We start from the raw sequence: 22934 nt of genomic DNA, 5'->3' as shown, positions 1-22934 counted from the left end.
CGTCGTCCGCAAGACAAGCGGCGATGCCGAGATTCTGACCCTGACGGTGAGCGATGGCGGCAAGACCATGTACATGCGCTGCATCGTTGCGAAGGGCACGCGCTACACATTGACGATCGAGTTTCCCAATGCCTATCGGGACCTGGTCATTGCAAACAAAGACAGGTTCTTCGAGTCATTCAAGCTGAAGAAGAACTCCTGAGCGGCGGACCGTCAGCGCTCGCCGTGCACGGGTGCGCATAGACTTCGGCCGCGCCGCTGATCGCGATCCCATTGTGCTGCTCGACTGCTGGCTGGGCATTGCGATCAACACTCCTTGAACGCTTTGTGATGATTCGGCCACGATTGACCTTCATCGTCTACGACCAAAGTTCATGGGCCGTTCATTTCGATTTCCGTACCTGTTCCACCCAAGAAGCTCGGCAAAACCTGCCCCAACAAGGAGACTTCCATGCGTGAGATCGTCCGTCCCGTAACTGCTGCGCTGAGCGTCGCGTGTCTTGCGATCGCCATGACCGCGGCGTCGAACAGCGGCGCATTCGCGCAAGCCAAGCAGCAGCAGATGGCGCCGCCGGCCAAGCAGCCCGCGCAAGCCGCGCCACCCGCGCAGGCTGCGGCTCCGGCACAGGACCAGGCCCCGCCGATCAAGCAGATCGCGCTGACCGACAAGCAGGTCGATGGCGCGCTCGCCGCGGCCAAGGAAATGGACCCGATCACCGCGAAGCTTTCCCAGGACGCCAAGCCGGATCCGAAGATCGTCGGCCAACTCGAGGGCATCGCCAAGAAGAACGGCTTCGCCAGCTATGACGAGTACAACAACGTCGTCGACAACATCTCGCTGGTGCTCGGCGGCTTCGATCCGCAGACCAAGAAATATGTCGGTCCCGAGGCCGTGCTGAAGGCGCAGATCGCCCAGGTCCAGGCCGACAAGAAGATGTCGGCCAAGGACAAGAAGGACGCGCTCGCCGACCTCAACGACGCCCTGAAGTCGCCGCCGCCCGCGGTCGAGAACAAGGGCAACATCGATCTCGTGACCAAGAGCTACGACAAGCTGATGGAAGAGTTCGGCGGTAGCGACGACAATTAATGCGTCGCATCGAATCAGGAAGAGAGCCCCGGAGAAATTCTCCGGGGCTTTTTTATTGTCTCGGAACGCGCCCGGCTCAAGATGAACGAAATAATAAGCGCTGCTCCAGCCCCGTCATTGCGAGCCAACGGGTCGCGCGAACGCGCGCCCGATGACAGGCTCCGCGAAGCAATCCATCTCATCGCAAGCGGAGAAATGGATTGCTTCGTCGCTATCGCTCCTCGCAATGACGGCAGTGTAAAGCCATCGTCCGGTTCAGGTGCGCGTGCGCATCCGCATCATGAAGCTGTCGAACGAGAGCTCGGCGACCTGCATCCAGGCCAGCGATTCGTTGCGGTAGGCGGCGAGGCTCGCATGCATCTTGCCAAAATGCGGGTTGCTCTTGGAAAGATCCGCGTAGATCTCGTTGGCCGCGTTGTAGCAGGCTTCCAGCACCTCCTGCGGGAATGGCCGCAACTGCGCGCCGGCCACGATCAGGCGCTTCAGCGCCGGCGGGTTGACCGCGTCATATTTGCCGGTCACCCAGGTGAAGGTGTCCTCGGAAGCCGCCTGGATCGCTGCCTGATAGTGCTTCGGCAGCGCGTTCCACTTGTCCTTGTTCATCACATTGTGGCCCTGGCCGGTGCCTTCCCACCAGCCGGGGTAGTAGTAGAACTTCGCGACCTTGACGAAGCCGAGCTTCTCGTCGTCATACGGCCCGACCCATTCAGCGGCGTCGATGGTTCCTTTTTCCAGCGCCGGATAGATGTCGCCGCCGGCGATCTGCTGCGGCACCCCGCCGACCTTGGCGATGATGGTGCCGGCGAAGCCGCCGACCCGGAATTTCAAGCCCTGGAAATCCGCCATCGACTTGATCTCCTTCCTGAACCAGCCGCCCATCTGGGCGCCGGTCGAGCCGGTCGGAATGCCGATGCAGTTGAATTCTGCGAGCAGATTGTTGAGCAGGTCGGTGCCGCCGCCCCATTGCAGCCAGGAAATGTGCTGGCGCGTGTTGAGGCCGAACGGCAGCGACGTGCCGAAGGTGAAGGCGGGATTCTTGCCCCAGTAATAATACAGCGCGGTGTTGCCCATCTCGACCGTGCCGTTGGAGACGGCGTCCAGCACCTGCAGGCCGGGGACGATCTCGCCGGCGGCGAACGGCTGGATCTGGAAGCGGTTGTCGGTGATCTCGGCGACGCGCTTGCAGAAGAATTCACACCCGCCATAGAGCGTATCGAGCGCCTTCGGCCAGCTCGCCGCGAGCCGCCACCTGACCTCCGGCATCGATTGCGCGACCGCGGGCGCGGCGACCGCCGTCGCAGCCAGCCCGACGCCGCCTGCCTTCAAGAATTCACGACGTTTCATGCGTATCCCTCCTGTGTGCCGATACCTCGACAAGGGGAACGATCTTGATGCCGTCTTTCTTCGCCGATCGATCGACGTTCTGTGATGAATGTGTCCGGTGGCCCTCGACGGGCTCTTGTTGTGGAAATCCGAGTTTCCGGTTCCGCCGGTCAGGATGATCGTTTGCCGGAGGAAATCAAGCGCCTGCCTTCGTTGCAGGTGCGAAGGACAATCGGCGCTGTCGGTCTCATCCGATACCCGCCGCGATGGCTGCCGGCCCTGCCGCGATCTGCTACGCAGGGCGGGTGGGTTGATGGGAGTTCAAGGACATGGCCAACAAGAAAATCGTGGTTGCCGGCGCAACCGGCCTCGTGGGCAACGCCGCCTTGCGACACTTCGGCGCATCCGACGATTGCGAGCGCATTGCGCTGTCGCGCCGCAAGCCACGCGATCTCTATGGCGCGCGGCATGTGCGAATCGATCTCACCAGCGCGGAGGATTGCTGTCGCGCCGCGGCCGAGCTCGCCGGCGCAACGCACCTGATCTACGCCGCGCTCTATGAGGCGCCCAGCCTGGTTGATGGCTGGCGCGATGCCGGCCAGATCGAAACCAACGACCGGATGCTGCGCAATTTGATGGGCGTGCTCGAACCCGTCGCGCCCGATCTCAAGCATGTCGCGCTGCTGCAGGGCACCAAGGCCTATGGCGTGCATGTCCGGCCGCTCACGGTGCCGGCGCGCGAGGGCCGTTCCGAAATGTACGAGCAGCCGAATTTCTATTGGGCGCAGGAGAATTTCCTGCGCGAGCTGCAGCGGGGCAAGAGCTGGCACTGGAGCATCTTGCGCCCGGTCTTGATCATCGGCGAAGCCATGGGCGGCGCGATGGACCTGATCCCGCCGCTCGGCGTCTATGCGGCGGTGCTGCGCGCGCAGGGAAGGCCGCTGGATTATCCGGGCGGCGCGCCGCGCGTCGCGCAAGCGGTCGATGTCGATCTGCTGGCACGCGCGATCGCCTGGTCGGGCGACGCCGAGGCTGCGCGCAATGAAGCGTTCAACGTCACCAATGGCGACGTCTTCACCTGGGAAAATATCTGGCCGGCGGTATCGGATGCGCTCGAGATGACGCCGGGCCGGCACGTGCCGCTGTCGCTGGCGCAGGAATATCCGAAATGGATCGCGCCGTGGGACGAATTGCGCAGGACGCACGACCTGATCGCGCCCGGCCTGGAGGAATTCGTCGGCCTGTCCTTCCAATATGCCGATTACAGCATGCGCTACGGACAGACTGAATCGGGTCCGCCGTCGATCGTCTCGACGGTGAAGATCAACCAGGCCGGCTTCACCGAGATGATGGATACGGAAGCGATGTTCCGGAAGTGGTTCAGGCTGGCGAAGACGAGCCGGCTGCTGCCGTAGTCATTGAGCCGCGCTCCACCGCGAGAACGCTACTTCCATCGCCTTGCGCGTCTTGATCGTATCGTTGCTCTCGTCGACCTCGACATCGCTCCAGCGCACGACAGCGCCATGGGCGACGTCGCTCTTCAGCTTCACCCGATGGGCAAGCCCGATCGGCAATGCGCCGGCGGCGAGGCTGGCGGCGGCCGGCATCAGCTTGCCCCACACGGTGTAGCCGCCTTCGCCGTCGAGCATCTCGCCGGCGCGCAGATTGCGCTTGGCCACCGCTGCGACGTCGCCGCGGAAGCCGCGCGGCTGCCCGGTCGGCTCGTTGCGCAGCGCTGCCGACAGCACGGAGATGTTCAGCTCGAGTCCGATCAGATGATACGGCTTGTACATCGCCGCATAGCGGCCGGAGGCGTCGGTCTTGAGGCCGTACTGCTTGAAGCAATCGGCGGCATAATCGTTGGGCGCCTCCAGCACCACATAGACGCCCCAGCGCAGATCGCGGAACACCGGACGGCCGTCGCGCTCCAGCGACGACACCACTTCGACGATGCCGGATTTCTCCAGCACGCCGCCCTTGTCGCGCGGCCGCATCACATGCGGCAGGTCGTCGACGCCGCAGGGCGGAAACAGCAATCCCTCCGACGGCACGTCGAGGGTGCAGGCGTTGGCGATCGCCGCCATCTCGATCGCGGATTTGGTGCCGTCGAGGAAGGAGTTGAACATCTGCGGATTCATGCCGGCGGATTGCGCCTCGCCGGCGGTGAGCCCGTAATGCTGCCACACACCGTCCGGCGTGACGTCGTGATAGGCCGGCAGGTACTTTGTGCCCTTGCCGGCGGCGACGACGCGGAAGCCGGTCGCGCGGGCCCAGTCGACCATCTCGGCTGTCAGCGCCGGCTGGTCGCCATAGGCCAGCGAATAGACCACGCCGGCCTTGCGTGCCTCCTCGGCGAGCAGCGGCCCCGCCAGCACATCGGCCTCGACATTGACCATCACGACATGTTTGCCGGCGGCAATCGCCGCGCGGGCATGGCGGATGCCGACGGCGGGATTGCCGGTCGCTTCCACCACGACATCGAATGCGCCGCCGGCGATCGCACGCGCGCCGTCGTCGGTGAAGGTGGTGGCGCTGATCCGCGCGTCGTCCCAGCCGACCGTGCGGCACGCCTCGCGGGCCCGGTCACGGTCGAGATCGACGATCACGGGCACCTCAAGCCCCGGCGTGTGCGGCACCTGCGACAGGAACATCGAGCCGAATTTTCCGGCGCCGATCAGGACGACGCGCACCGGCTTGCCGGCGGCGGCGCGGGTTTTGAGGAGGTGATGCAGGTTCATGATGCTTTCCAAACAAAAGGGTCGTTCCGGGGCGCGTGAAACGCGAACCCGGAATCTCGAGATTCCCCGATGCGCAATTGCATCTGCGGTTCACGCTTCGTGTGCCCCGGAATGACGGTCGAAGACTTTACTCCGCCGCCTGCCGCGGTGCACGAGCGAGCCGCAGCAGCGCGTCGTCGGCGACGGTCTGGATCGGCGTGAAGTCGCGGTGCGCGATGTAGTCGGGCCGCGTCGGGGTGCGGATGTAATTCGAGACCGCGTTCAGCGTCAGGTAGACGATCTTGCGCGGGTAGGGCGTGATGTTGCCGCTCGATCCGTGCACCAGATTGCCGTGGAACATCAGCATGCCGCCGGGCTTGCCGGTCGGCGCGACGATGCCGCCCTGCTTCACGAGGCGGGTCACGGTTTCCTCGTCCAGCGTCCACAGCGGATAGGATGTGGTTTCGAGATCGTGCGAGGCTTTCAGATCGCCCGCGGTCTGGCTCTGCGGCACCAGCATCAAGGGGCCGTTGATCGGCATCACCTCGTCGAGGAAGATCGCGATGTTCATCGCGCGCGGCTCCGGCATGCCGTCATCGCGCTTCCAGGTGCCGTAGTCCTGGTGCCACTGCCAGACGTCGCCGGTGAAGGCCGCCTTCGCGTTGATCTTGAACTGATGCATGTAGACCTTCTCGCCGAACAGCTGCTCGATGGGATCGATCATGCGCGGATGCGCGCCGAGGGTGCCGAACGCCTCATTGTAGAGATGCGCGGCGAAGGCCGTGCGCGGCGCGCCGCTCTTCTCGCGCCACACCTCGGGGCGGTTGGCGTCATAGATCGAGACTGCTTCGCGCGCGAGGAAGTCGACCTCTTCCTGGCTGAACAGCTCGGGCAGGAACAGCCAGCCTTCGCGATGGAAAAATTCGACCTGCTCTTGGGTCAGTTTCATGGTGCTTTCCTCCTGTTGTTATTGTCATCCGGGGCGATGCGTGAACGTCACGCCGCCACGTCGATTGCCCTCAGCTTCTCCTCGGTCATCCGTCCTGCCGTCTGCGCATGCGCCAGCGCCGCGGCTTCTGCCGCTGCGGCATTGCCGGAAAAAACATGCGCGGCGATGGTCTCGTGCTCGGTCCAGGCGCTGCCGCGGTAATCGAGCTCGGCGAGCACGGTCGCCATCGAGCGGCGCATATGCGGCCATTGCGGCGCGATCATCTCCTCGATCGCGGAATTGCCGGCGAGGCGATAGATCGCGCTGTGGAAATCGACGTCGAGTGCGATCAGGCGCGCCAGCGGCGTGCCGTCGTCGATCGCGCGTCCGGCTTCGAGCGCGGCTTCGAGTTGCGCGCGTGCCGCGGCATCTTCCTTTACACGCGTAGCGGCAAGCCGTGCCGCCAGCGCATCGATGGCGCCGCGGACTTCATAGAGTTCGCGGATGCGCTGCGGATCGAGCTGCGTCACCTCGAAGCCGCGTTTGCCGCTCTCCGCGACAAGGCCCTGGCGATGCAACAGATGCAGGGCGTGCGAAATCGGCTGGCGCGAGACGCCGAGCCGATCGGCAAGTTCGTTCTGGGTGATGCGCTGGCCAGGCAGCAGCGTGCGGTCGATGATCGCTTCGAGCAATCGCCCGTAAACCTGGTCGATGAGGTTTGGAAGCGGGTCCAACGGGATCATACCGACTGTCCAGTTTGGAATACGGAATTCCGTGTTCGAAAATGAGGTTACTGCGGGTTGGGGGAGCGGTCAAGGCTCCGGTTTGCGACCACGCTAAGCGATTGAGAATGGGCCGGTTTTTGACCGGGCCGCGCTGCGACAGCCGTCCCAACGTCGTGATGGCCGGGCTTGGATGCCGGGACCAGAGCCGCGGATGCCCGGGACAAGCCCGGGCATGACGAGCTTTTCGGAAACGCTACTTCGCCTTGCCCAGCTCCATCAGCGTCCGCGTCATCAGATAGAGCCGCGGCACGATCGAATTGGTGTCGATGTATTCGTCGCGGGCGTGATAGCCCCAGCCGGCGAGGCCGAAGCTTTCGACCACGACCGCCTTGCCGCTGCGCGCGGCGTAGCCGGCGTCGGTCGCGCCGCCGGTCATTTCCGCGATGTCGAGCGTGCGCCCGAGCTCGGTGTAGATCGCCTGTCCCTGCCTGGCGAGCGCGCGGCCGCGATCATCGGCGACGAACGGCGGACGGCCCGCGACGACCTTCACGGTCACCTCGGTGTCCGCGATCAGTCTGTTCTTCGCCTTCTCGTCGAGCGCGGCCTGCAGCTTTTGCACGCCGTCGGGAATGGTGAGGCGGATGTCGGCGCCGGCGGTGGCATGATCGGGGATCTGGTTGCGCACAGTGCCGGCCTTCGCGGTGGTCCAGTTCAGCTGCGTGCCCGGAATCGATTTCGCGATGTCCTGGGTCTGCAGCAATTGATGCGCGAGCTCGATCAGCGCGTTGCGGCCGAGCTGCGGCGCCGCGCCGGCATGCGAGGCCTTGCCTTTCACATCGATCGTGCCGGTGGCGGTGCCGCTGGCGCCGAGCAGCAGGCTTTCATTTTTCGCGACCGGCGGCGCCACCGTCGGCTCGCAGGACAGCACCACGTCGTGCTGGTCGGCGAGCTCTGCGATGATCTCGCCGGAGCCGATCGAGCCGACCTCCTCATCCGGATTGAACGACACCGTGAGCTTGGCGTAATCGCGCCAGCCCGCATCGTTCAGGATCTTGAGCGCATGCAGGATGACGGCGATGCCGCCCTTGTCGTCGGCAATGCCGGGTCCGTAGATCCTGCTGCCGTCGATCTTGTAAGGCTGGGTGTCGAGGATGCCGTGCTCATAAACCGTGTCCATATGCGCGATCAGCATCAGCTTCTTCGTGCCGGTGCCCTCAAAGCTGCCGATCACCATGTCGGCGCCGGCGCCCTTCGTGGTCTTGCGCCGCTCGGTCTTGGCGCCGAGCGCCTTCAGCCGTGCCTCGGTGTAGTCGGCCATCTTCTTCAGGCCTTCGACATCGCCGGAGCCCGACTCGATCAGCACCATGTCGTGCAGGCTCTCGATCACGGCCGGCTGGGCCTGCTCGGCGGCCGCACGCAGCTTCTCGTCTGCGGCGGCAAAGGCGGAGGAGGAGGCAAGGGCGAGCAGGCCGGCCGACGCGAGCAATTTGATGGATAGTTTCATGATTGTCCTCCCTGCGCAGATGCAGAGAGACACTAGCATTGCGACTTTGCTGCCTCCAGCTGTGTCAGCTGCGCTCAAGCACCTCGACATCGAAGGTCTCGATCTCCGAGACGTCGGCGGTCGCATCGATCGCCGCGATCCGGTCGCCTGAGATCGTGACCTGCAGCACGACGCGGAGCGCGCCGCCGAAGATGACGGCAACGCCGATCCCGCCGTCGACCAGCGCGGGCCTCGCCGCCTGCGCGCGTCCCCTAAAGCTTTCGGCAACCGCTGCGGCGCCGCGGATGACGGGTAGCGAGCCGAGCCGCTGCGCAGCCTGATCGGCGCGCACCACGACGTCGGGCGCCAGCACGGCCAGCAGTCCTTCGAAATCGCCGTTGCGGGACGCCGCAAGAAAGGCCTCGACGATGCCGCGCTGCCGGCTGAGATCGGCATCCGGTGCGGGCGGCGTGCCCTGCACGCGACGCCTGGCGCGGCTGGCGAGCTGCCGCGCGGCGGCCGGCGTGCGCCCGACGATCGGCGCGATCTCCTCGAACGGTACCGCGAACATGTCGTGCAGCACGAAAGCCAGCCGCTCGGCCGGCGCCAGCGTTTCCAGCACCACGAGCAGCGCGGCGCCGACGGAATCGGCCATCTCGGTCTCGCGCTCGGACGGATTGTCCGCGATCGGCTCCGGCACATGTGGGCCGATCGGCTCCTCGCGGCGCGATTTGCGCGAGCGCAGCATGTCGAGACAGATGCGCGCGATCACCGTGGTCAGCCAGCCCCCGAGATTGTCGACCGCCGCCGTGTCGGTGCGGCCGAGCCGCAGCCAGGTTTCCTGCACGGCATCGTCGACTTCGGCGGTCGAGCCCAGCATGCGATAGGCCACCGCCCGCAGGCGCGGCCGGTTGGCCTCGAACTGCTCGGTGAGAGAATTTTTCTCGTCCATCGGTCACATTCCCTTTGTCCGCTCCGTCATGGCCATGACGAACGAAACTGCGCCGATGTGACAACAGATCGGCACGGCGCCGTCAAAAGGCAATTCAGGAGAATGACATGATGAAAGCCCGCATGAACCACCCGGTGATGGTTGTTCCCGAGGCCATGAAGGCGCTGCAGGCGCTGAGCGAGAGCACCAAGCCAGCTCTGCCGGAAAAGCTGCTGGAACTGGTGCATCTGCGCGCCAGCCAGATCAATGGCTGCAGCGTCTGCGTCGATATGCACCCAAAGCTCGCCCGGCGTGCCGGCGAGACCGACGAGCGGCTGTTCGCGGTCGGTGCCTGGCGCGACGCGCCGTATTTCACCGAGGCCGAGCGCGCCGCGCTGGCGCTGACCGAAGCGGTGACCCGGCTCAGCGACCGCGAGGATCCGGTGACGGACGCGGTGTGGGACGAGGCGGCCAAGCACTTCGACGAGCAGCAGCTCGCGTCCCTGGTGCTGGGTATCGCGGCGATCAACGTCTGGAACCGGCTCAACGTCGCGGTGCGCCAGCCGGTCGGCGCCTGGAAGGTGTGAGAGAGTAGCTTTCTTACTTCGCCTCTCCCCTTGTGGGAGAGGCCGCCACCGATGCGTCGCATCGGTGGCGGGTGAGGGGTCTGCCTCCGCGGAGAGAACCCCTCACCCGGCACGATGCCGCTGCGCACCATCGCGCCACCCTCTCCCACAAGGGGAAAGGGTGCACCGCTTACGCGGAGAGAAACTCCAGCACGATCTCGCAGTAGCGCTGCGGGGCCTGCTCGAACATCGGATGGGTGGTGCCCGGGATCATCTCGGTGCGCGAACCCTTCACATTGGCGGCGAGCGCGTGCAGCACCTTCGGCAGCACGCCCTTGGTGTTGGCGCCGCCGATGAACAGCGTCGGCGTCTTGATCGCTTCCGCGTCCGCCTTCGAGAATGGCGGGCGTTGGTCGCGGGTCTGGCCGATCAGCGTGGTCGCATTGTCGCGCAACAGCTGCTTGGAGGTTGCCGGAATCCGCTTCCACGCGCCGGGGCCTTCGAGCGCGTCCATGAAGATCTGCAAGCCGCCGTCGATGTCGCCCTTGGCGATTTCCGCCGCGCATGCCGCGAAGCGTGCTGCCAGCGGCGAGGGGCCCGGCTTGAAATCGGGATCGAGGGTCTCGTCGAGCTCGCCGCCCGGCTCGGCGAGGATCAGCTTGCGCAACAGGTCAGGCCGCCGCTGCGCGGCACGGAAGCAGATATGGCCGCCGCGGGAATGCCCCATCAGGTCGACCGGTCTGGTGTCGAATTTTTCGATAAAGGCGATCACGTCGTCGACGTGCTGCGCGATCGAATAGGTGTCGCCGATGCCGTCCCAATGCGCCGGGAAGAAATGCCGCAGGCTGACCGCGATCACGCGGTGCCGCCGCGTCAGCGGGCCGAGCACCGCCGACCAGATCCGGAAGTCGCACAGCGAGCCGTGCACGCAGATCAGCGGCGGGCCCTCTCCGACATCGAGATAGGGCATATCGAAACCGTTGACGTGGAGGCTGTGCATTTTGGGCTCGCGGAGAGGCAGGAGATGTTGTTGATTTGGCCGAAGTTCCCACGGAATTCGGGTGGATAGCAACATTCTCCAAGCCTAGATTCCGGATCAACGGCAGGCTCACGCGAGAGCTGAAGGGAACATCTGGAGCGAGCCATGACCGGCCAGCATTTTGCAATCTTCGAGACCATGATCGGCGCCTGTGGCGTCGTCTGGGGCGAGCACGGCGTTACCGGGGTGCAGCTGCCGATGGGCACCGAGGAGAAGACCCGCAAGCGGATCTTCCAGCGCAACGGCGAGGTCACCGAGGCGGCGCCGCCGGCCGAGGTGCAGCACGCGATCGACGGCATGATCGAGCTGCTCGCCGGCAAGCCGAACGACCTTGCCGACATTGTGCTCGATCTCGACGGCGTGCCGGAATTCAACCGCGGCGTCTACGACATCGCGCGGAAGATCCCGCCGGGCAAGACCGTAACCTATGGCGATATCGCCAAGCAGCTCGGCGGGGTCGAGCTGTCACGCGATGTCGGCCAGGCGCTCGGCCGCAACCCGTGCCCGATCGTGGTGCCTTGCCACCGCGTGCTGGCGGCGGGCAACAAGCCGGGCGGCTTCTCGGCCAATGGCGGCGTCGTCACCAAGCTGAAGATGCTGCAGATCGAAGGCGCGATCGTGAACCACACGCCGAGCTTGTTTGATTGAGGTGCACGCTCTTCTTATCCTCCCCTGGAGGGGAGGATCGGTTCGCATGAAATGCGAACCGAGGTGGGGTGAAGGTCTCTCGTAACGGGCGCTGCCCGCGTTGAGAGATCACCCCACCCCGTCTCACATTGCGCTGGGCCTGATGTGAGCCACCCAGAGAGCGAGCTACGCTCGTCTCGACCCCTCCAGGGGAGGGTGGCAGGGTGCGACTATCGCGAGTTTGGCTCACGTCACACCGTTTCGCACACAAACCCGCTGCCCTTCCGCCTGATCTTGCCAATCGACGGCGAGGGGAAATGCGCGGGGCAGCACAGCGTGTCGGTGTCGCAATAACGCTCCAGGAAGCCGCGCCGCGTCTTCGCGGCTTGCGCCTGGTCGACATCGAACTTCGCCGACAGCTCCGGATAATGCGTCTGGATCGGCGAGTGCATCAGATCGCCCGAAAAGACCGCAGCGTCCTTGCCGCGGCCGAAGGCGAAGGCGACGTGGCCCGGCGTGTGGCCGGGCGTCGGCAGGATGCGAGCATGGTCGCCGATCGCAAAGTCATGGCCGACGATCTCGGCGCGCTTGGCCTCGACCACCGGCAGCACGCTGTCCACGAAAGGCGGGACTTCCGCCTTCGCGTTGCTCTCGGTCCAGTAGTCGAACTCGGCCTTGTCGAACACGTAGCGCGCGTTTGGAAAGGTCGGCACCCAGCGGCCGTTCTCCAGCCGCGTGTTCCAGCCGACGTGATCGACATGCAGATGCGTGCACATCACATAGTCGATGTCAGCGACGGAGAAGCCGGCTGACGCCAGACTGCGCAGATAGTTGTCGTCGGTCTTCATATTCCATTTCGGCCGCGCCGGCCGCGGCTTGTCGTTGCCGATGCAGCTGTCGATCAGGATGGTATGGTGCGGTGTCTTCACGACGTAGGACTGGAACGCCAGGATCAAGGTGTCGCTGTCGTCGAGCGCACCGGTGGCCTGCATCCAGCCGCGGTTCTCGGCGAGCACGTCCGGCGTCAGTCCGGGCAGCATGTCGTGCGCGGGCAGGAACGTGGTCTCCTGCTCGACGATGCGATGAATGGTGAGATCGCCGGCGGCAAACTTCAGGCTCATGGTGATTCCTTGGCGTTGGCGCTTTCGAGCGAGGTGGAGTCCGGTTCGCGTGAAGAAGCGCGCAGGAAAGTTCTAGTGCGCGTCGCGCACGGCGGGAATGATGATGTTGGCAAGGATATCCATCGCCGCAAGGCCTTCCTTCGGCTGGCCGTACCGGGCTGCCGCCGTCATCATCACAAGGTCGAGATCGGAGCCAGGCCGGCGATGCACAAGACCTGCGCCGGGAGGTGAGAGGCGGGGAGGCATTCGCGCGTCACATGCTCCCCGCTGTTGCCGTGGTCACGCCGCCGGCGGCGCCGAGATCTTCACCGACGGCCGCTCCAGCATTTTCTGGTAGAACGCGTCGAGCTTGGGATAGGCCTTGCGCCAGCCGCAATCGGCGAAGCGGAAATCGGCATAGCCGAGCACACAAACGAGGCCGATCTGCGCGATGTCGAACGACGCGCCATCGAGAACATCCGGCCGGTTCTCGAACCGCGCCATGCCGGCCCAGGCCCTGTTCCAGTGATCGTCGTGCCAGGCCTGCCACAGCGAGCCCTGCGGCCGCACCATTTTCTCGTAGCGGCACAGCAGCATGGAATCGAGCATGCCGTTGAGCAGGGAGTGATCGGTCTTCAGCTTCCAGCGCCGCGGGCCGTAGCCCGGGATCAGTCGGCCGCCGCCGAGCTCGTTGAGATATTCGACGATGACGTAGGAATCGAGGATGACGTCGCCATGGTCGAGGATCAGCACCGGCAGTTTCTTCAGCGGCGAGATCTTGGAGTATTCGTCGTTGGCCGTGCCGGGCGCGACGGTCGCCGGCACCAGCTCGATCATGTCGATCAGGCCAAGCTCGATCGCCGCGATGCGCACCTTGCGGGCGAACGGGGAGGCGGGAGAGAAGGTGAGTTTCATGGAGATGACCTCTTTACGAACACACAGTCGTCATCCTGAGAGACCGTGAATGTATGACTCTCGATGACGCAACATACTCGATGTCGTCCCGGCCTAGTGCGCAATTGCGCACGGGAGCCGGGACGACGAGGGGAGAGATTGCGCTGTATCCCCGAAAACTACGCCCCAACGATTTCCTGGCGCTGCTCGCCGAGGCCTTCGATGCCGAGCGTCACGACGTCGCCGACGTTGAGATATTGCGGCGGTTTCATGCCGGTGCCGACGCCGGGCGGGGTGCCGGTCGTGACGATGTCGCCGGGCAGCAGCGTCATGAACTGCGAGACGTAGGAGATGCACTTCGCCATCGTGAAGATCATGGTCGAGGTCGTGCCGGTCTGGCGGCGCTGGCCGTTGACGTCGAGCCACATCGACAGCTTCTGCACGTCGGCGATTTCATCCTTGGTGACGAGCCACGGGCCGACCGGGCCGAACGTGTCGTGCGACTTGCCCTTGGTCCACTGTCCGAGGCGCTCGATCTGGAAGTTGCGCTCGGAGACGTCGTTGCAGATGCAGTAGCCGGCGACGTGGTTCAGCGCGTCGGCCTCCGAGACATATTTGGCGCGGGTGCCGATGATGGCGGCGATCTCGACTTCCCAGTCGAGCTTGGTCGAACCGCGCGGCTTCTCGACCGGATCGTTGGGACCGGACAGCGCGGTGTTGGCCTTCAGGAAGAAGATCGGCTCGGACGGGATCGGGTTGCCGGTTTCCTTGGCGTGGTCGGAATAATTCAGGCCGATCGCGACGAATTTGGAGATGCCGGTGACGGGGGCGCCGAAGCGCGGCTTGCCGGCGACGGCGGGCAGGGAGGCGGGATCGAGGGTAGCAAGCTTCTTCAGCGATTCCGGCGTGTAGGCATCGCCGGTCAGGTCCTTCAGATGGGCCGAGAGGTCGCGGAGCTGGCCGGATTTGTCGATCAGACCGGGCTTTTCCGCACCCTTTTCGCCATAACGAACAAGCTTCATGTTGATCACTCCCTACGATGTCCTGAGGATTGTTACTGATATACCTCGACACGCTTCATGGAACAGCGCGCCGGGAAATTCAACCGCCGTGAGCGCGCTGCATTGCTGCCAAGCCCTATTTCAAGGCCATTTCGGTCCAATCAGCCCAGCGCGATAAACCTGAACGCGTCGCCGTCGCGCTTGATGTGGCCGGCATTGAAATGCCCGCCGATCACCAGCGTCGACGTATCGGCAAAGCGCGCGAACAATTCGCGCCGCGTCGCGGCCGATTGCTGCTGGTCGGAGTCCGCGGTCGACGACCAGTCGAGGTGGTACATCTGGCAGGGATGATGCGCGACATCGCCGGTCAAGAGGCCTTCCTCGCCGCCGGACCTGATGTGGATGCTCATATGGCCGGGGCTGTGTCCGGGCGTCGGGATCAGCGTGATCTCCTCGGTCAGCCGGTGATCGCTCGGCACCAGTTCGGCCTTGCCGGCATCCGCGATCGGCTTCACGGAATCGGCGAACACGGCGGCATGCGCGGGATCGTCGCTATGGTCGCGCCAGTGCTCGTATTCGGTCTTGCCGAACACGTAGCGCGCCTTGGCGAAGGTCGGGACCCATTTACCGCCGACGAGTTTGGTGTTCCAGCCAACATGGTCGACATGCAGATGCGTGCACAGCACGGTGTCGATGCTGTCTGGGGCAAATCCGGCTGTGGTCAGTTTTTCCAGGAACGGATCGCTGCGGTTGTTCCAGGTCGGCACGTTGCGGCCCTGTTTGTCGTTGCCGAGCCCGGTGTCGACGATGATGCGGTGCTCCGGCGTTTCCACCAGCAGCGAATGGATCGACATCTTCAGCCGGCCGTCCTCGTTGGCGAAATGCGGGATCAGCCAGGGCAGGCTCTGGATCTCTTCCCGGCCGGCCAGCGGCAGGATGAAGCGGGTGCTGCCGACCGTCTCGAGCTCGACGACTTTCGTGATCCTGACCTTGCCTACGGTCCAGTGCATGCGGCGTGTCCTCTATTTTTTTGTTGCTCTTGCCGGACCATGCGGGTTTCCGCACGCCGACGCAATGGATCAAGTCGGCGCCTCCTGCGTTACCGCCTCGTTGACGAAGGAGTGTGCAATGCCGGAACTCGCAATCTCCCCTGAAAAGGTCGGCTTCTTGATCGAGAAGGCGCGGGAATTCGACGTCAAGGAGGGGCTCGTCGATCCCGACTCCGGCTCGAACGGCGCCGACGACGACATGATCGATGTGCTGGAGGATGACGGCACCGATCCGGTGGCGCGCGAGATCACCGGCTTCATCAACGCGCTCAGCGAGGACGAGCAGGTCGACCTCGTCGCCCTGATGCGGCTCGGCCGCGGCGACGGCACGATCGAGGAATGGGCCGATCTGCGCCGCGAGGCGGCGCGCGGACGCACCGGCCATGTCGCCAACTATCTGTTGGGCGAGCCGATGCTCGGCGATCTCCTGGCTGAAGGACTCGACGAGTTTGGCCTGGGGCCGAGCGACGAACGCATCACGCCGATCCACTAAGGATGCGGCTCCTTGCTTACCTCGCCCCGCTTGCGGGGAGAGGTCGGAATTCAAGCGTAGCTTGAATTCCGGGTGAGGGGGGCCTCCGCAATCTTTGCCTTCACCGTCTTTGCGGTGACAGCCCCTCACCCCAACCCTCTCCCCGTAAGAACGGGGAGAGGGAGCAGGAAGGAGAAACCGTGCTAACGCGCGCAGTCGACGATCACGGTGCCGATCTTGTCGCCCTTCTCGACGGCGAGATGGGCGTCGGCGGTCTCGGCGAGCGCGAATTGCCCGGCGATATTGTGCACGCGGGTGCCCGACGCCAGCCATTTGGTGATGTCGGCCTGCGCGGCCGCGAGCAGCGGCGGCGGCAGCGCGAACAGCACCAGCGAGCGCACGGTGATGCATTTCTCCATTAATTCGCGCACCGGCAGCGTGGGGGTGCGGTTGCCGTTGGTGGCGTAGACCGCGATCGTCGAGTTCATGGCCATGATCTTCAGCGTGGTCGCGAGATTGCCGCCGAAATCGACGTCGATCACGCGGTCGACACCGCGGTTCTCGGTGAAGGCCATCACCTTCGAGACGACGTCCTCGGTCCGGTAGTTGACGACGGTGTCCGCGCCGGCGAGCCGTGCCTCGACGTCCTTGACCTGCGAACTGACGGTCGCAATCACGCGCGCGCCGCCCCATTTTGCCAATTGCACGGCGTAGTGACCGACCGCGCCGGCGCCGCCGGTAACCAGCACCGTCTGCCCCGAGATCGGACCGTCGGCGAACAGCGCGCACCACGCCGTCATGCAGGGGATGCCGAGCGTAGCTCCAGCTGCGAACGACACGTCCTGCGGCAGCGGCGTCACCAGATAGTCGGCCAGCGTGATGTATTCGGCCGCGGTGCCGAAGGCGCGGCCGTTGCGCTGGCCGTTGAACAGCCAGACGCGGTCGCCGACGGCAAAGCGCGTGACGCCTTCACCGACCTGGTCGATGATCCCGGCACCGTCGCTGTTCGGGATCACGCGCGGGAATTCCATCGCGCGATAGTTGCCGCTGCGGCGGCCGACATCAGCCGGGTTGACGCCGGACGCCTCGAGGCGAACCCGGACTTCACCGGGACCAGCCTCGGGCGTCGGCATCTCGCCGACGGTAAGCACCGTCGGCGCCGCGCCGGTCCGTTCGTACCAAACAGCTCTCACAACGTGCCTGGGAAGGCGCCGCCATCGAGCAGCAGGTTCTGCCCGGTGATGAAGCCGGCCTTGGCCCCGCACAGGAATGCGCAGGCATAGCCGAATTCGTCGGGATCGCCGAAGCGGCCGGCAGGGTTCAGCTTGGCACGCTCGGCCAGCACCTGCTCGGCCGAAATGCCGCGCTTCTCGGCCTCGGGCTTCGCGGTGCCGCGCAGGCGGTCGGTCTCGAACGGGCCCGGCAGCAGGCCGTTGATGGTGACGTTGTTGATCACGGTCTTGCGCGACAGGCCGGCGACGAAGCCGGTGAGGCCGGCGCGGGCGCCGTTGGACAGGCCGAGGATCTCGATCGGTGCCTTCACCGCCGCCGAGGTGATGTTGACGATGCGGCCGAACTTGCGCGCCATCATGCCGTCGACGGTCGCCTTGATCAGCTCGATCGGCGTCAGCATGTTGGCGTCGATCGCCTTGATCCAGTCGTCGCGGGTCCAGTTGCGGAAATCGCCCGGCGGCGGGCCGCCGGCATTGTTGATCAGGATGTCGGGCTCGGGGCAGGCCTTGAGCACGGCTTCGCGTCCCGCCGCCGTCGTGATGTCGCCGACGATCTCGGTGACGGTGACGCCGGGGTGCGCCTTGCGGATTTCGTCGGCGGTCTGCTTCAGCGCCTCGGCGCCGCGCGCCGTCAGGGTAACGTGCACCCCCTCATTGGCGAGCGCGATCGCGCAGGCGCGGCCCAGTCCCTTGCTCGATGCGCAGACGATGGCACGGCGGCCTTTGATTCCAAGATCCACGGTTCACTCCCTGTGATGTCGGTCGGTTTGTAAAGGTTTGATTGCACCAGTCTAGCGAAGCTCGGCGGCGCCGATAAGGGACGTGCAATGCATAAGTGCATGCCGGGCAGGAACAGTGCGGTGGGCCGGCGCCCTAGATGCGTTGCTCGCGCCGCAGCCGCTCGATCGCCATGGTGGCCTCGGGCGGCAGCGAGCGGAATCCGGCCTGTCCGGCCGCGGAGAACAACGGCCGCAATTGCGATCCGTTGAGGAATTGCGGCTGTCTGGCGAGCGGCACCAGCTGATCGAACACCAGCACCAGCGTGGTCACGACGAGGCCGACCCTGATGGCGCCGAGCAGCGCGCCGCCGAGGCGGTCGCCGATCCCGATCTCCGAGCCGATGGTGTCGTCGAGCATCGTCCGCGCCATCTTTCCGAGGATGACGCCAATCAGGAGAAAGAGGCCGAACAGCAGCACGCCATTGGGCGGAAACGGCGACGACGGCAGCGTCGCGATGTGGGGCCCGATCATCGCCAACGCGGCGACTGCAAGCGGCATGGCGACGAGATAGGCCAGGATAGTGACCGCGCTGCGCAACAGGCCGGTCGTGAAGCCGGTCACCACTGCGAACACCGATCCGAGGATGACGGCAAGGTCGAAGAGATTCATGGATGAGGAATTCCTGCCCCAATCTCCTACTGTCCCCTGGTTGATCAAGCCTGCTTACATCAGGGACAATTGTCGCTATCACTCGTCCGCTTCAATCCGGGAACCTGTCGATGTCCGACCTATTCGATGTCAGTAAAGAAATCATCCTCATCACCGGCGCCTCGCAGGGGCTCGGGCGGCAATTCGCCCGCGTGCTGGCGGCACATGGCGCCGCGGTGGTGCTGGCCGCGCGCCAGACCGCGAAGCTGAAAAGCCTCGAGGAGGAGATCAAGGCTAAGGGCGGCCGCGCTGCCGCGGTGCAGATGGATGTCGCGGATATTTCCGGCATCGCGCAAGCGCTCGACGCTGCGGAAGCCGCGCTCGGTCCGGTCACGGTCCTGATCAACAATGCCGGCATTGCGATCGAGAAGCTGTCGACCGAGCAGACCGAGGCGGATTGGGACGCCGTGATCAGCGCTAATCTGAAGGGCGCCTACTTCCTCGCGACCGAACTTGCGCGGCGCATGATGGCGCGCAAGCAGCCGGGCAATATCATCAACGTCGCGTCCGTGCTCGGACAGGGCGTGCTCAAGGCGGTGTCGCCCTATGCGATCTCCAAGGCCGGCATGATCCAGGGCACCAAGGCAATGGCGCTGGAGCTTGCCGGCAACAACATCCGGGTCAACGCGCTGGCGCCGGGCTATATCGATACCGAGATGAACCATGATTTCTGGTCGACGCCGGCGGGCGAGCGGCTTGCCAAGCGCATCCCGCAGCGCCGGGTCGGCGCCGAGTCCGATCTCGACGGCGCGATCATGCTGCTGGCCTCGAACGCCTCGCGCTACATGACCGGGACGGTGGTGACGGTGGATGGCGGGTTCTTGCTGAACTAGCTTTGTAGCCCGGATGAAGCGCAGCGAAATCCGGGGAGCATGCGTGAAGGTCCCGGATAGCGCTTCGCTTCATCCGGGCTACGATTGCAACCCATCAGGTCACGAGCACGGCCCGAGGCAGTCGGGCGCGGTTTCTGGATAATAGAAGAATGCCGCTGATTTGCCCGACGAGTCAAGTCGCCGTGTCGAAGTGTCAGTAGCTCGTGATCTGTCGCCTGTTTGTAGCTCGTGAAGTGTCGTGTTTTCGGTGCTCCGGAACAAGGGGGGCACGATGGGCACGGCATCCATTCACGAGGGTGTACGACGGATGCGGTTTTCAGATTTGCTGGATCGGACGGAGGCGAAGGAACTGACGCAGGAGGCAGCTTCGGAGGTTCTTGGGATCAGTGTTCGGACGTTTCAACGCTGGGCGGAGCGCTATGAGGCGGAGGGCGACGACGGGCTTGTCGACCGCCGGCTGGGGCGTCGTTCGCCACGGCGGGCGCCGGAGGAGGCGCTGGAACGGATGCTTGCGCTGTACCGGGACAAGTACGCGGACTTCACGGTGAAGCACTTCCACGAGCAGATGCAAAAGCGGCACGACTATGTGCTGGGCTATACGGTGACGAAGCTGGCGCTGCACGCGGCGGGGCTGGTGCGGAAGGCTCCGAAGCGTTCGGCGCACCGCAAGAAGCGGCCGCGGCGGCCGCTTCGGGGCATGCTGCTGCACCAGGACGGATCGCGCCACGTTTGGATCGAAGGCCTGCCCGCGAGGGACCTGATCGTCACGATGGACGATGCGACCAGCGAGGTCTACTCGATGGTGCTGGTCGAGGAAGAAGGAACGGCCTCGACCTTCCAGGCCTTGCGCGAAGTGATTGGCGAGCATGGCCTGTTCTGCGCGCTCTACACCGACCGCGGCAGCCATTATTTCCTGACCCCAAAAGCTGGCGAGAAGGTCTCGAAGACGCAACAAACCCAGGTGGGACGGGCTTTGTCGCATCTTGGGATCGAGCATATCGCAGCCTATTCGCCGCAGGCGCGCGGGCGTTCCGAGCGGGTGTTCGGCACCTTGCAGGATCGGCTGCCGAAGGAGCTGCGGCTTGCCGGGATCACGACGGTTGAGGCTGCCAACGCGTGGCTGAAGGCGCATTACATCCCCGGGCACAACGCCGCGTTTGCGATCAAGCCCGAACAGGAAGGCACGGCATTCGTGGCCGATCGGCATGAGGCCTGGCGCGAGGCGCTGTGCGTGATCGAGGAGCGAACCGTCGCCAACGACAATACCGTTGCATGGAACGGTCGGCGGCTGCAGCTGCCGCAGAGCCGGCTCAGGCCTCACTTCGTCAAGGCTGTGGTGCGCCTCCATGAGTATCCCGATGGCACCGTCAGCGTGTTCCTCGGACCGCATCGATTGGCGAGGTTTGCGCCTGACGGACAGCAGATCAGCCCCGACGCGCTTCAGCCTGGCGGCGTGCTCGGAGCCGTCAAGGACAAGCCCTGGCGGGCGCGCAAGCGCGCGTCCTTGACCGCTCCTGCGCGCGCCGCCGTCGAGAAAGCGCGGGTCGGGACGGAGAAACGGGCTTCAAGTCGAACAAAGAAACTCACCCACAGGGCTAAAACCGCCACAACAGCCGTGGCATGATCAATCAGGGAAAGCCGTCCCCGCCTTCCGGCTCCCCTGCAAATCAGAAACGAAGGCGACAGATCACGAGCTACAAAAACACGACATCTTCACCCGCTACGGACAGTCGCCGTGTCGAAGCCGGCAGCCCCAGCCCCCCCCCCCCCGGCTCCTTTGCATGGGGTTGTTTTCGATATTTTGGCAATGCGGCCCTGCGACGGCAGCCTCATAGGGGGGCAAAGGCGCTCTTGCGCCGTGCCCACCCTACGCATTGGTCACCCCGCCCGCATCTCCGCCCTGATCATGTCGGCCGCCTTCTCGCCGATCATGATGGTCGGTGCATTGGTGTTGCCGCCTATCAGGGTCGGCATGATCGAGGCGTCGACTACGCGCAGGCCTTCGAGCCCGTGCACGCGCAGCTTCGGATCGACCACCGCGAGCGGATCGCCGGTGCCCATCTTGCAGGTGCCGACCGGGTGATAGACTGTGTCGACGCGCTCGCGCAGAATGCTGCGGATATCGTCGTCGGTGCGGACGTTGGACGTGAACACATCCTTCTGCTGCAGGGCGCGCAGCGCCGGCGCCTCCATCAGCCGCCGCGTGGTCTTGTAGCCCGCCACCATCGATTCGAGATCGTCTTCCTCGCCGAGGAAGTTCGGGTCGATCAGCGGCGCCCGCATCGGGTCGCTGCCGGCCAGCGCGACGCTGCCGCGGCTCTTCGGCCGCAGCAGGCAGACATGGCAGGAGAAGCCGGTGCCGCCGTGGCGCTTGCGGCCGTGGTCGTCGACCATCGCCATGCCGAAATGCAGCTGGATGTCGGGGATGTCGAGATCGGGCCGCGTCTTCAGGAAGCCGCCGCATTCGGCGAAGTTCGAGGTGAGGGGGCCGCGGCGCTCGCGCCGATATTGCATGATGGCGCGGACGAGCCGCGGCATGCCCTTCAGCGAGATGCCGGCGAAGTTCGGATTGTCGGACATGTAGCCGAAGATGAAATCGGGATGGTCCTGCAGGTTTTGGCCGACGCCGGGCAGATGATGCACGCTGGCGAGGCCGTGCTTGCCGAGCGCTGCGGCATCGCCGACGCCCGACAGCATCAACAGCTGCGGCGACTGGAACGCGCCGGCGGCAAGCAGGACTTCGCGCCGCGCGCGGATTTGCTTCAGCTCCTTGCCCTGGCGGTATTCGACGCCGACCGCGCGCTTACCCTCGAACAGGATGCGCGTCGCGTGCGCATTGGTCTCGACGCGAAGGTTGGGACGCCTGCCGATATGCGGATGCACATAGGCGCGTGCCGCGCTCCAGCGCTCGCCGTTGCGTTGCGTTACCTGGTAGATGCCGAGGCCCTCATGGTCGTCGGCATTGAAATCCTCGCGGATGCGGAATTGCGCCTCTTGCGCCGCCTGCAGGAAGGTCTGCTGGATCGGATTGCCGGAGCGCAGCTTGTTGACGGCGAGCGGGCCACCCTTGCCGTGATACTCGCCGTCGAAATCGGAATTGTCTTCCGAGCGCTTGAAATAGGGCAGCACGTCGGCGAACGCCCAGCCGGTATTGCCGAGCGCGGCCCAGTGGTCGTAATCGGCGCGATGGCCGCGAATGTAGACCATGGCGTTGATCGCCGAGGAGCCGCCGAGCCCCTTGCCGCGCGGCTGATAGCCGATGCGGCCGTTGAGGCCTTTCTGCGGCACGGTGTTGAAGGCCCAGTTGTTGACGGTGCCCGCGACCATCAGCACCAGGGCGCCCGGCGTGGTGACGACCCAATTGTCATTGGTGCCGCCGGCATCGAGAAGCGCCACCGACGTCGCCGGATCCTCCGACAGCCGCCCCGCCACCGCGCAGCCGCCGGAGCCCGCGCCCACCACCACGAAATCGAATGTGTCAGTCACGCATCTTCCCCCT

General features: G+C 64.9%; 24 protein-coding genes (1 of these 24 running past the window's edge). 8 read left to right on the top strand and 16 right to left on the bottom strand.

Annotated elements, in window-relative coordinates; translation table 11 throughout:
- Both ACVMIH_RS22885 and ACVMIH_RS22880 read left to right on the top strand, forming a co-directional pair.
- Positions 1-202, top strand: the end of a protein-coding gene (locus ACVMIH_RS22885) for a hypothetical protein (RefSeq protein ID WP_456863435.1). The gene continues 554 nt to the left of window position 1, outside the view; the window shows 202 of its 756 coding nt (coding positions 555-756); its start codon lies off the left edge, out of view; the stop codon is at positions 200-202.
- Positions 203-451: 249 nt separating this feature from the next.
- Positions 452-1087: a hypothetical protein gene (locus ACVMIH_RS22880; RefSeq protein WP_076827472.1), complete on the top strand. Its 636-nt coding sequence runs from the start codon at positions 452-454 to the stop codon at positions 1085-1087.
- A 255-nt stretch (positions 1088-1342) separates the two neighbouring features.
- Here ACVMIH_RS22880 and ACVMIH_RS22875 read toward each other — a convergent pair whose 3' ends face one another.
- Positions 1343-2431 (bottom strand): TRAP transporter substrate-binding protein, encoded by a 1089-nt coding sequence (locus ACVMIH_RS22875; RefSeq protein ID WP_057017852.1) that lies wholly within the window; start codon positions 2429-2431, stop codon positions 1343-1345.
- 308 nt (positions 2432-2739) lie between these two features.
- Between ACVMIH_RS22875 and ACVMIH_RS22870 the strand changes: the two genes are divergently transcribed.
- Positions 2740-3825: an NAD-dependent epimerase/dehydratase family protein gene (locus tag ACVMIH_RS22870; RefSeq protein ID WP_456863432.1), complete on the top strand. Its 1086-nt coding sequence runs from the start codon at positions 2740-2742 to the stop codon at positions 3823-3825.
- On the opposite strand, the gene ACVMIH_RS22865 is transcribed toward ACVMIH_RS22870, so the two are convergent.
- The 5 genes from ACVMIH_RS22865 to ACVMIH_RS22845 all read right to left on the bottom strand — a co-directional run bounded on the left by ACVMIH_RS22865 (position 3826) and on the right by ACVMIH_RS22845 (position 9215).
- Entirely contained in the window at positions 3826-5148 is a 1323-nt protein-coding gene (locus ACVMIH_RS22865; RefSeq protein ID WP_456863429.1) for an NAD(P)H-dependent oxidoreductase, read from the bottom strand.
- A 127-nt stretch (positions 5149-5275) separates the two neighbouring features.
- Positions 5276-6076 (bottom strand): phytanoyl-CoA dioxygenase family protein, encoded by an 801-nt coding sequence (locus ACVMIH_RS22860; RefSeq protein WP_050425629.1) that lies wholly within the window; start codon positions 6074-6076, stop codon positions 5276-5278.
- Positions 6077-6123: 47 nt separating this feature from the next.
- Positions 6124-6798, bottom strand: coding sequence for a GntR family transcriptional regulator (locus ACVMIH_RS22855; RefSeq protein WP_057017850.1), 675 nt, complete (start codon positions 6796-6798; stop codon positions 6124-6126).
- A gap of 235 nt (positions 6799-7033) precedes the next feature.
- Positions 7034-8284 (bottom strand): M20/M25/M40 family metallo-hydrolase, encoded by a 1251-nt coding sequence (locus tag ACVMIH_RS22850; RefSeq protein WP_456863427.1) that lies wholly within the window; start codon positions 8282-8284, stop codon positions 7034-7036.
- Positions 8285-8348: 64 nt separating this feature from the next.
- Complete coding sequence (locus ACVMIH_RS22845) at positions 8349-9215, bottom strand: sigma-70 family RNA polymerase sigma factor (RefSeq protein WP_057017848.1); 867 nt, start codon at positions 9213-9215, stop codon at positions 8349-8351.
- Between the two features lie 110 nt (positions 9216-9325).
- On the opposite strand from ACVMIH_RS22845, the gene ACVMIH_RS22840 reads away from it, so the two are divergent.
- Positions 9326-9781, top strand: coding sequence for a carboxymuconolactone decarboxylase family protein (locus tag ACVMIH_RS22840; RefSeq protein ID WP_028341912.1), 456 nt, complete (start codon positions 9326-9328; stop codon positions 9779-9781).
- A 169-nt stretch (positions 9782-9950) separates the two neighbouring features.
- On the opposite strand, the gene ACVMIH_RS22835 is transcribed toward ACVMIH_RS22840, so the two are convergent.
- Positions 9951-10760 carry an alpha/beta fold hydrolase gene (locus ACVMIH_RS22835; protein WP_253625376.1) on the bottom strand — a complete coding sequence of 270 codons (810 nt, stop codon included), beginning with the start codon at positions 10758-10760 and terminating at the stop codon, positions 9951-9953.
- A gap of 144 nt (positions 10761-10904) precedes the next feature.
- Here ACVMIH_RS22835 and ACVMIH_RS22830 point away from each other — a divergent pair, with 144 nt between their 5' ends.
- Complete coding sequence (locus tag ACVMIH_RS22830) at positions 10905-11447, top strand: methylated-DNA--[protein]-cysteine S-methyltransferase (protein WP_057017846.1); 543 nt, start codon at positions 10905-10907, stop codon at positions 11445-11447.
- Between the two features lie 230 nt (positions 11448-11677).
- Here the strand turns inward: ACVMIH_RS22830 and ACVMIH_RS22825 are convergent, their stop codons facing one another.
- The 5 genes from ACVMIH_RS22825 to ACVMIH_RS22805 form a co-directional block, all read right to left on the bottom strand.
- Positions 11678-12547 carry an MBL fold metallo-hydrolase gene (locus ACVMIH_RS22825; protein WP_057017845.1) on the bottom strand — a complete coding sequence of 290 codons (870 nt, stop codon included), beginning with the start codon at positions 12545-12547 and terminating at the stop codon, positions 11678-11680.
- Between the two features lie 72 nt (positions 12548-12619).
- Positions 12620-12793, bottom strand: a complete 174-nt coding sequence (locus ACVMIH_RS22820) for a hypothetical protein (RefSeq protein ID WP_156436273.1) — start codon at positions 12791-12793, stop codon at positions 12620-12622.
- A 33-nt stretch (positions 12794-12826) separates the two neighbouring features.
- Positions 12827-13441 (bottom strand): glutathione S-transferase family protein, encoded by a 615-nt coding sequence (locus ACVMIH_RS22815; protein WP_456863424.1) that lies wholly within the window; start codon positions 13439-13441, stop codon positions 12827-12829.
- Between the two features lie 158 nt (positions 13442-13599).
- Complete coding sequence (locus ACVMIH_RS22810) at positions 13600-14442, bottom strand: fumarylacetoacetate hydrolase family protein (protein ID WP_456863421.1); 843 nt, start codon at positions 14440-14442, stop codon at positions 13600-13602.
- A gap of 140 nt (positions 14443-14582) precedes the next feature.
- A complete protein-coding gene (locus ACVMIH_RS22805; RefSeq protein ID WP_253625377.1) occupies positions 14583-15431 on the bottom strand; it encodes an MBL fold metallo-hydrolase in 849 nt (282 codons plus the stop codon).
- Between the two features lie 118 nt (positions 15432-15549).
- On the opposite strand from ACVMIH_RS22805, the gene ACVMIH_RS22800 reads away from it, so the two are divergent.
- Positions 15550-15963 carry a DUF3775 domain-containing protein gene (locus tag ACVMIH_RS22800; protein WP_057017842.1) on the top strand — a complete coding sequence of 138 codons (414 nt, stop codon included), beginning with the start codon at positions 15550-15552 and terminating at the stop codon, positions 15961-15963.
- Positions 15964-16145: 182 nt separating this feature from the next.
- Here the strand turns inward: ACVMIH_RS22800 and ACVMIH_RS22795 are convergent, their stop codons facing one another.
- The 3 genes from ACVMIH_RS22795 to ACVMIH_RS22785 form a co-directional block, all read right to left on the bottom strand.
- Entirely contained in the window at positions 16146-17135 is a 990-nt protein-coding gene (locus ACVMIH_RS22795) for an NADPH:quinone reductase (protein ID WP_076828120.1), read from the bottom strand.
- The gene (locus ACVMIH_RS22790; RefSeq protein WP_057017840.1) at positions 17132-17914 is read right to left on the bottom strand and encodes an SDR family oxidoreductase; all 783 of its coding nucleotides are present in this window, start codon (positions 17912-17914) and stop codon (positions 17132-17134) included. The genes ACVMIH_RS22795 and ACVMIH_RS22790 overlap by 4 nt, the downstream gene beginning before the upstream one ends.
- 133 nt (positions 17915-18047) lie before the next feature.
- Positions 18048-18563 carry a CvpA family protein gene (locus ACVMIH_RS22785; RefSeq protein ID WP_057017839.1) on the bottom strand — a complete coding sequence of 172 codons (516 nt, stop codon included), beginning with the start codon at positions 18561-18563 and terminating at the stop codon, positions 18048-18050.
- A gap of 110 nt (positions 18564-18673) precedes the next feature.
- Here ACVMIH_RS22785 and ACVMIH_RS22780 point away from each other — a divergent pair, with 110 nt between their 5' ends.
- The gene (locus ACVMIH_RS22780) at positions 18674-19435 is read left to right on the top strand and encodes an SDR family NAD(P)-dependent oxidoreductase (RefSeq protein WP_057017838.1); all 762 of its coding nucleotides are present in this window, start codon (positions 18674-18676) and stop codon (positions 19433-19435) included.
- Between the two features lie 307 nt (positions 19436-19742).
- Positions 19743-21059: an ISNCY family transposase gene (locus tag ACVMIH_RS22775; protein ID WP_456855478.1), complete on the top strand. Its 1317-nt coding sequence runs from the start codon at positions 19743-19745 to the stop codon at positions 21057-21059.
- Between the two features lie 254 nt (positions 21060-21313).
- On the opposite strand, the gene ACVMIH_RS22770 is transcribed toward ACVMIH_RS22775, so the two are convergent.
- Positions 21314-22921: a GMC family oxidoreductase gene (locus tag ACVMIH_RS22770; protein WP_456855200.1), complete on the bottom strand. Its 1608-nt coding sequence runs from the start codon at positions 22919-22921 to the stop codon at positions 21314-21316.
- Between the last annotated feature and the right edge of the window lie 13 nt (positions 22922-22934).

This window comes from Bradyrhizobium sp. USDA 4503 (assembly GCF_054055815.1).
The sequence above is the reverse complement of the archived record's forward strand: the minus strand, read 5'-3'. Positions and strand labels throughout refer to the sequence as shown.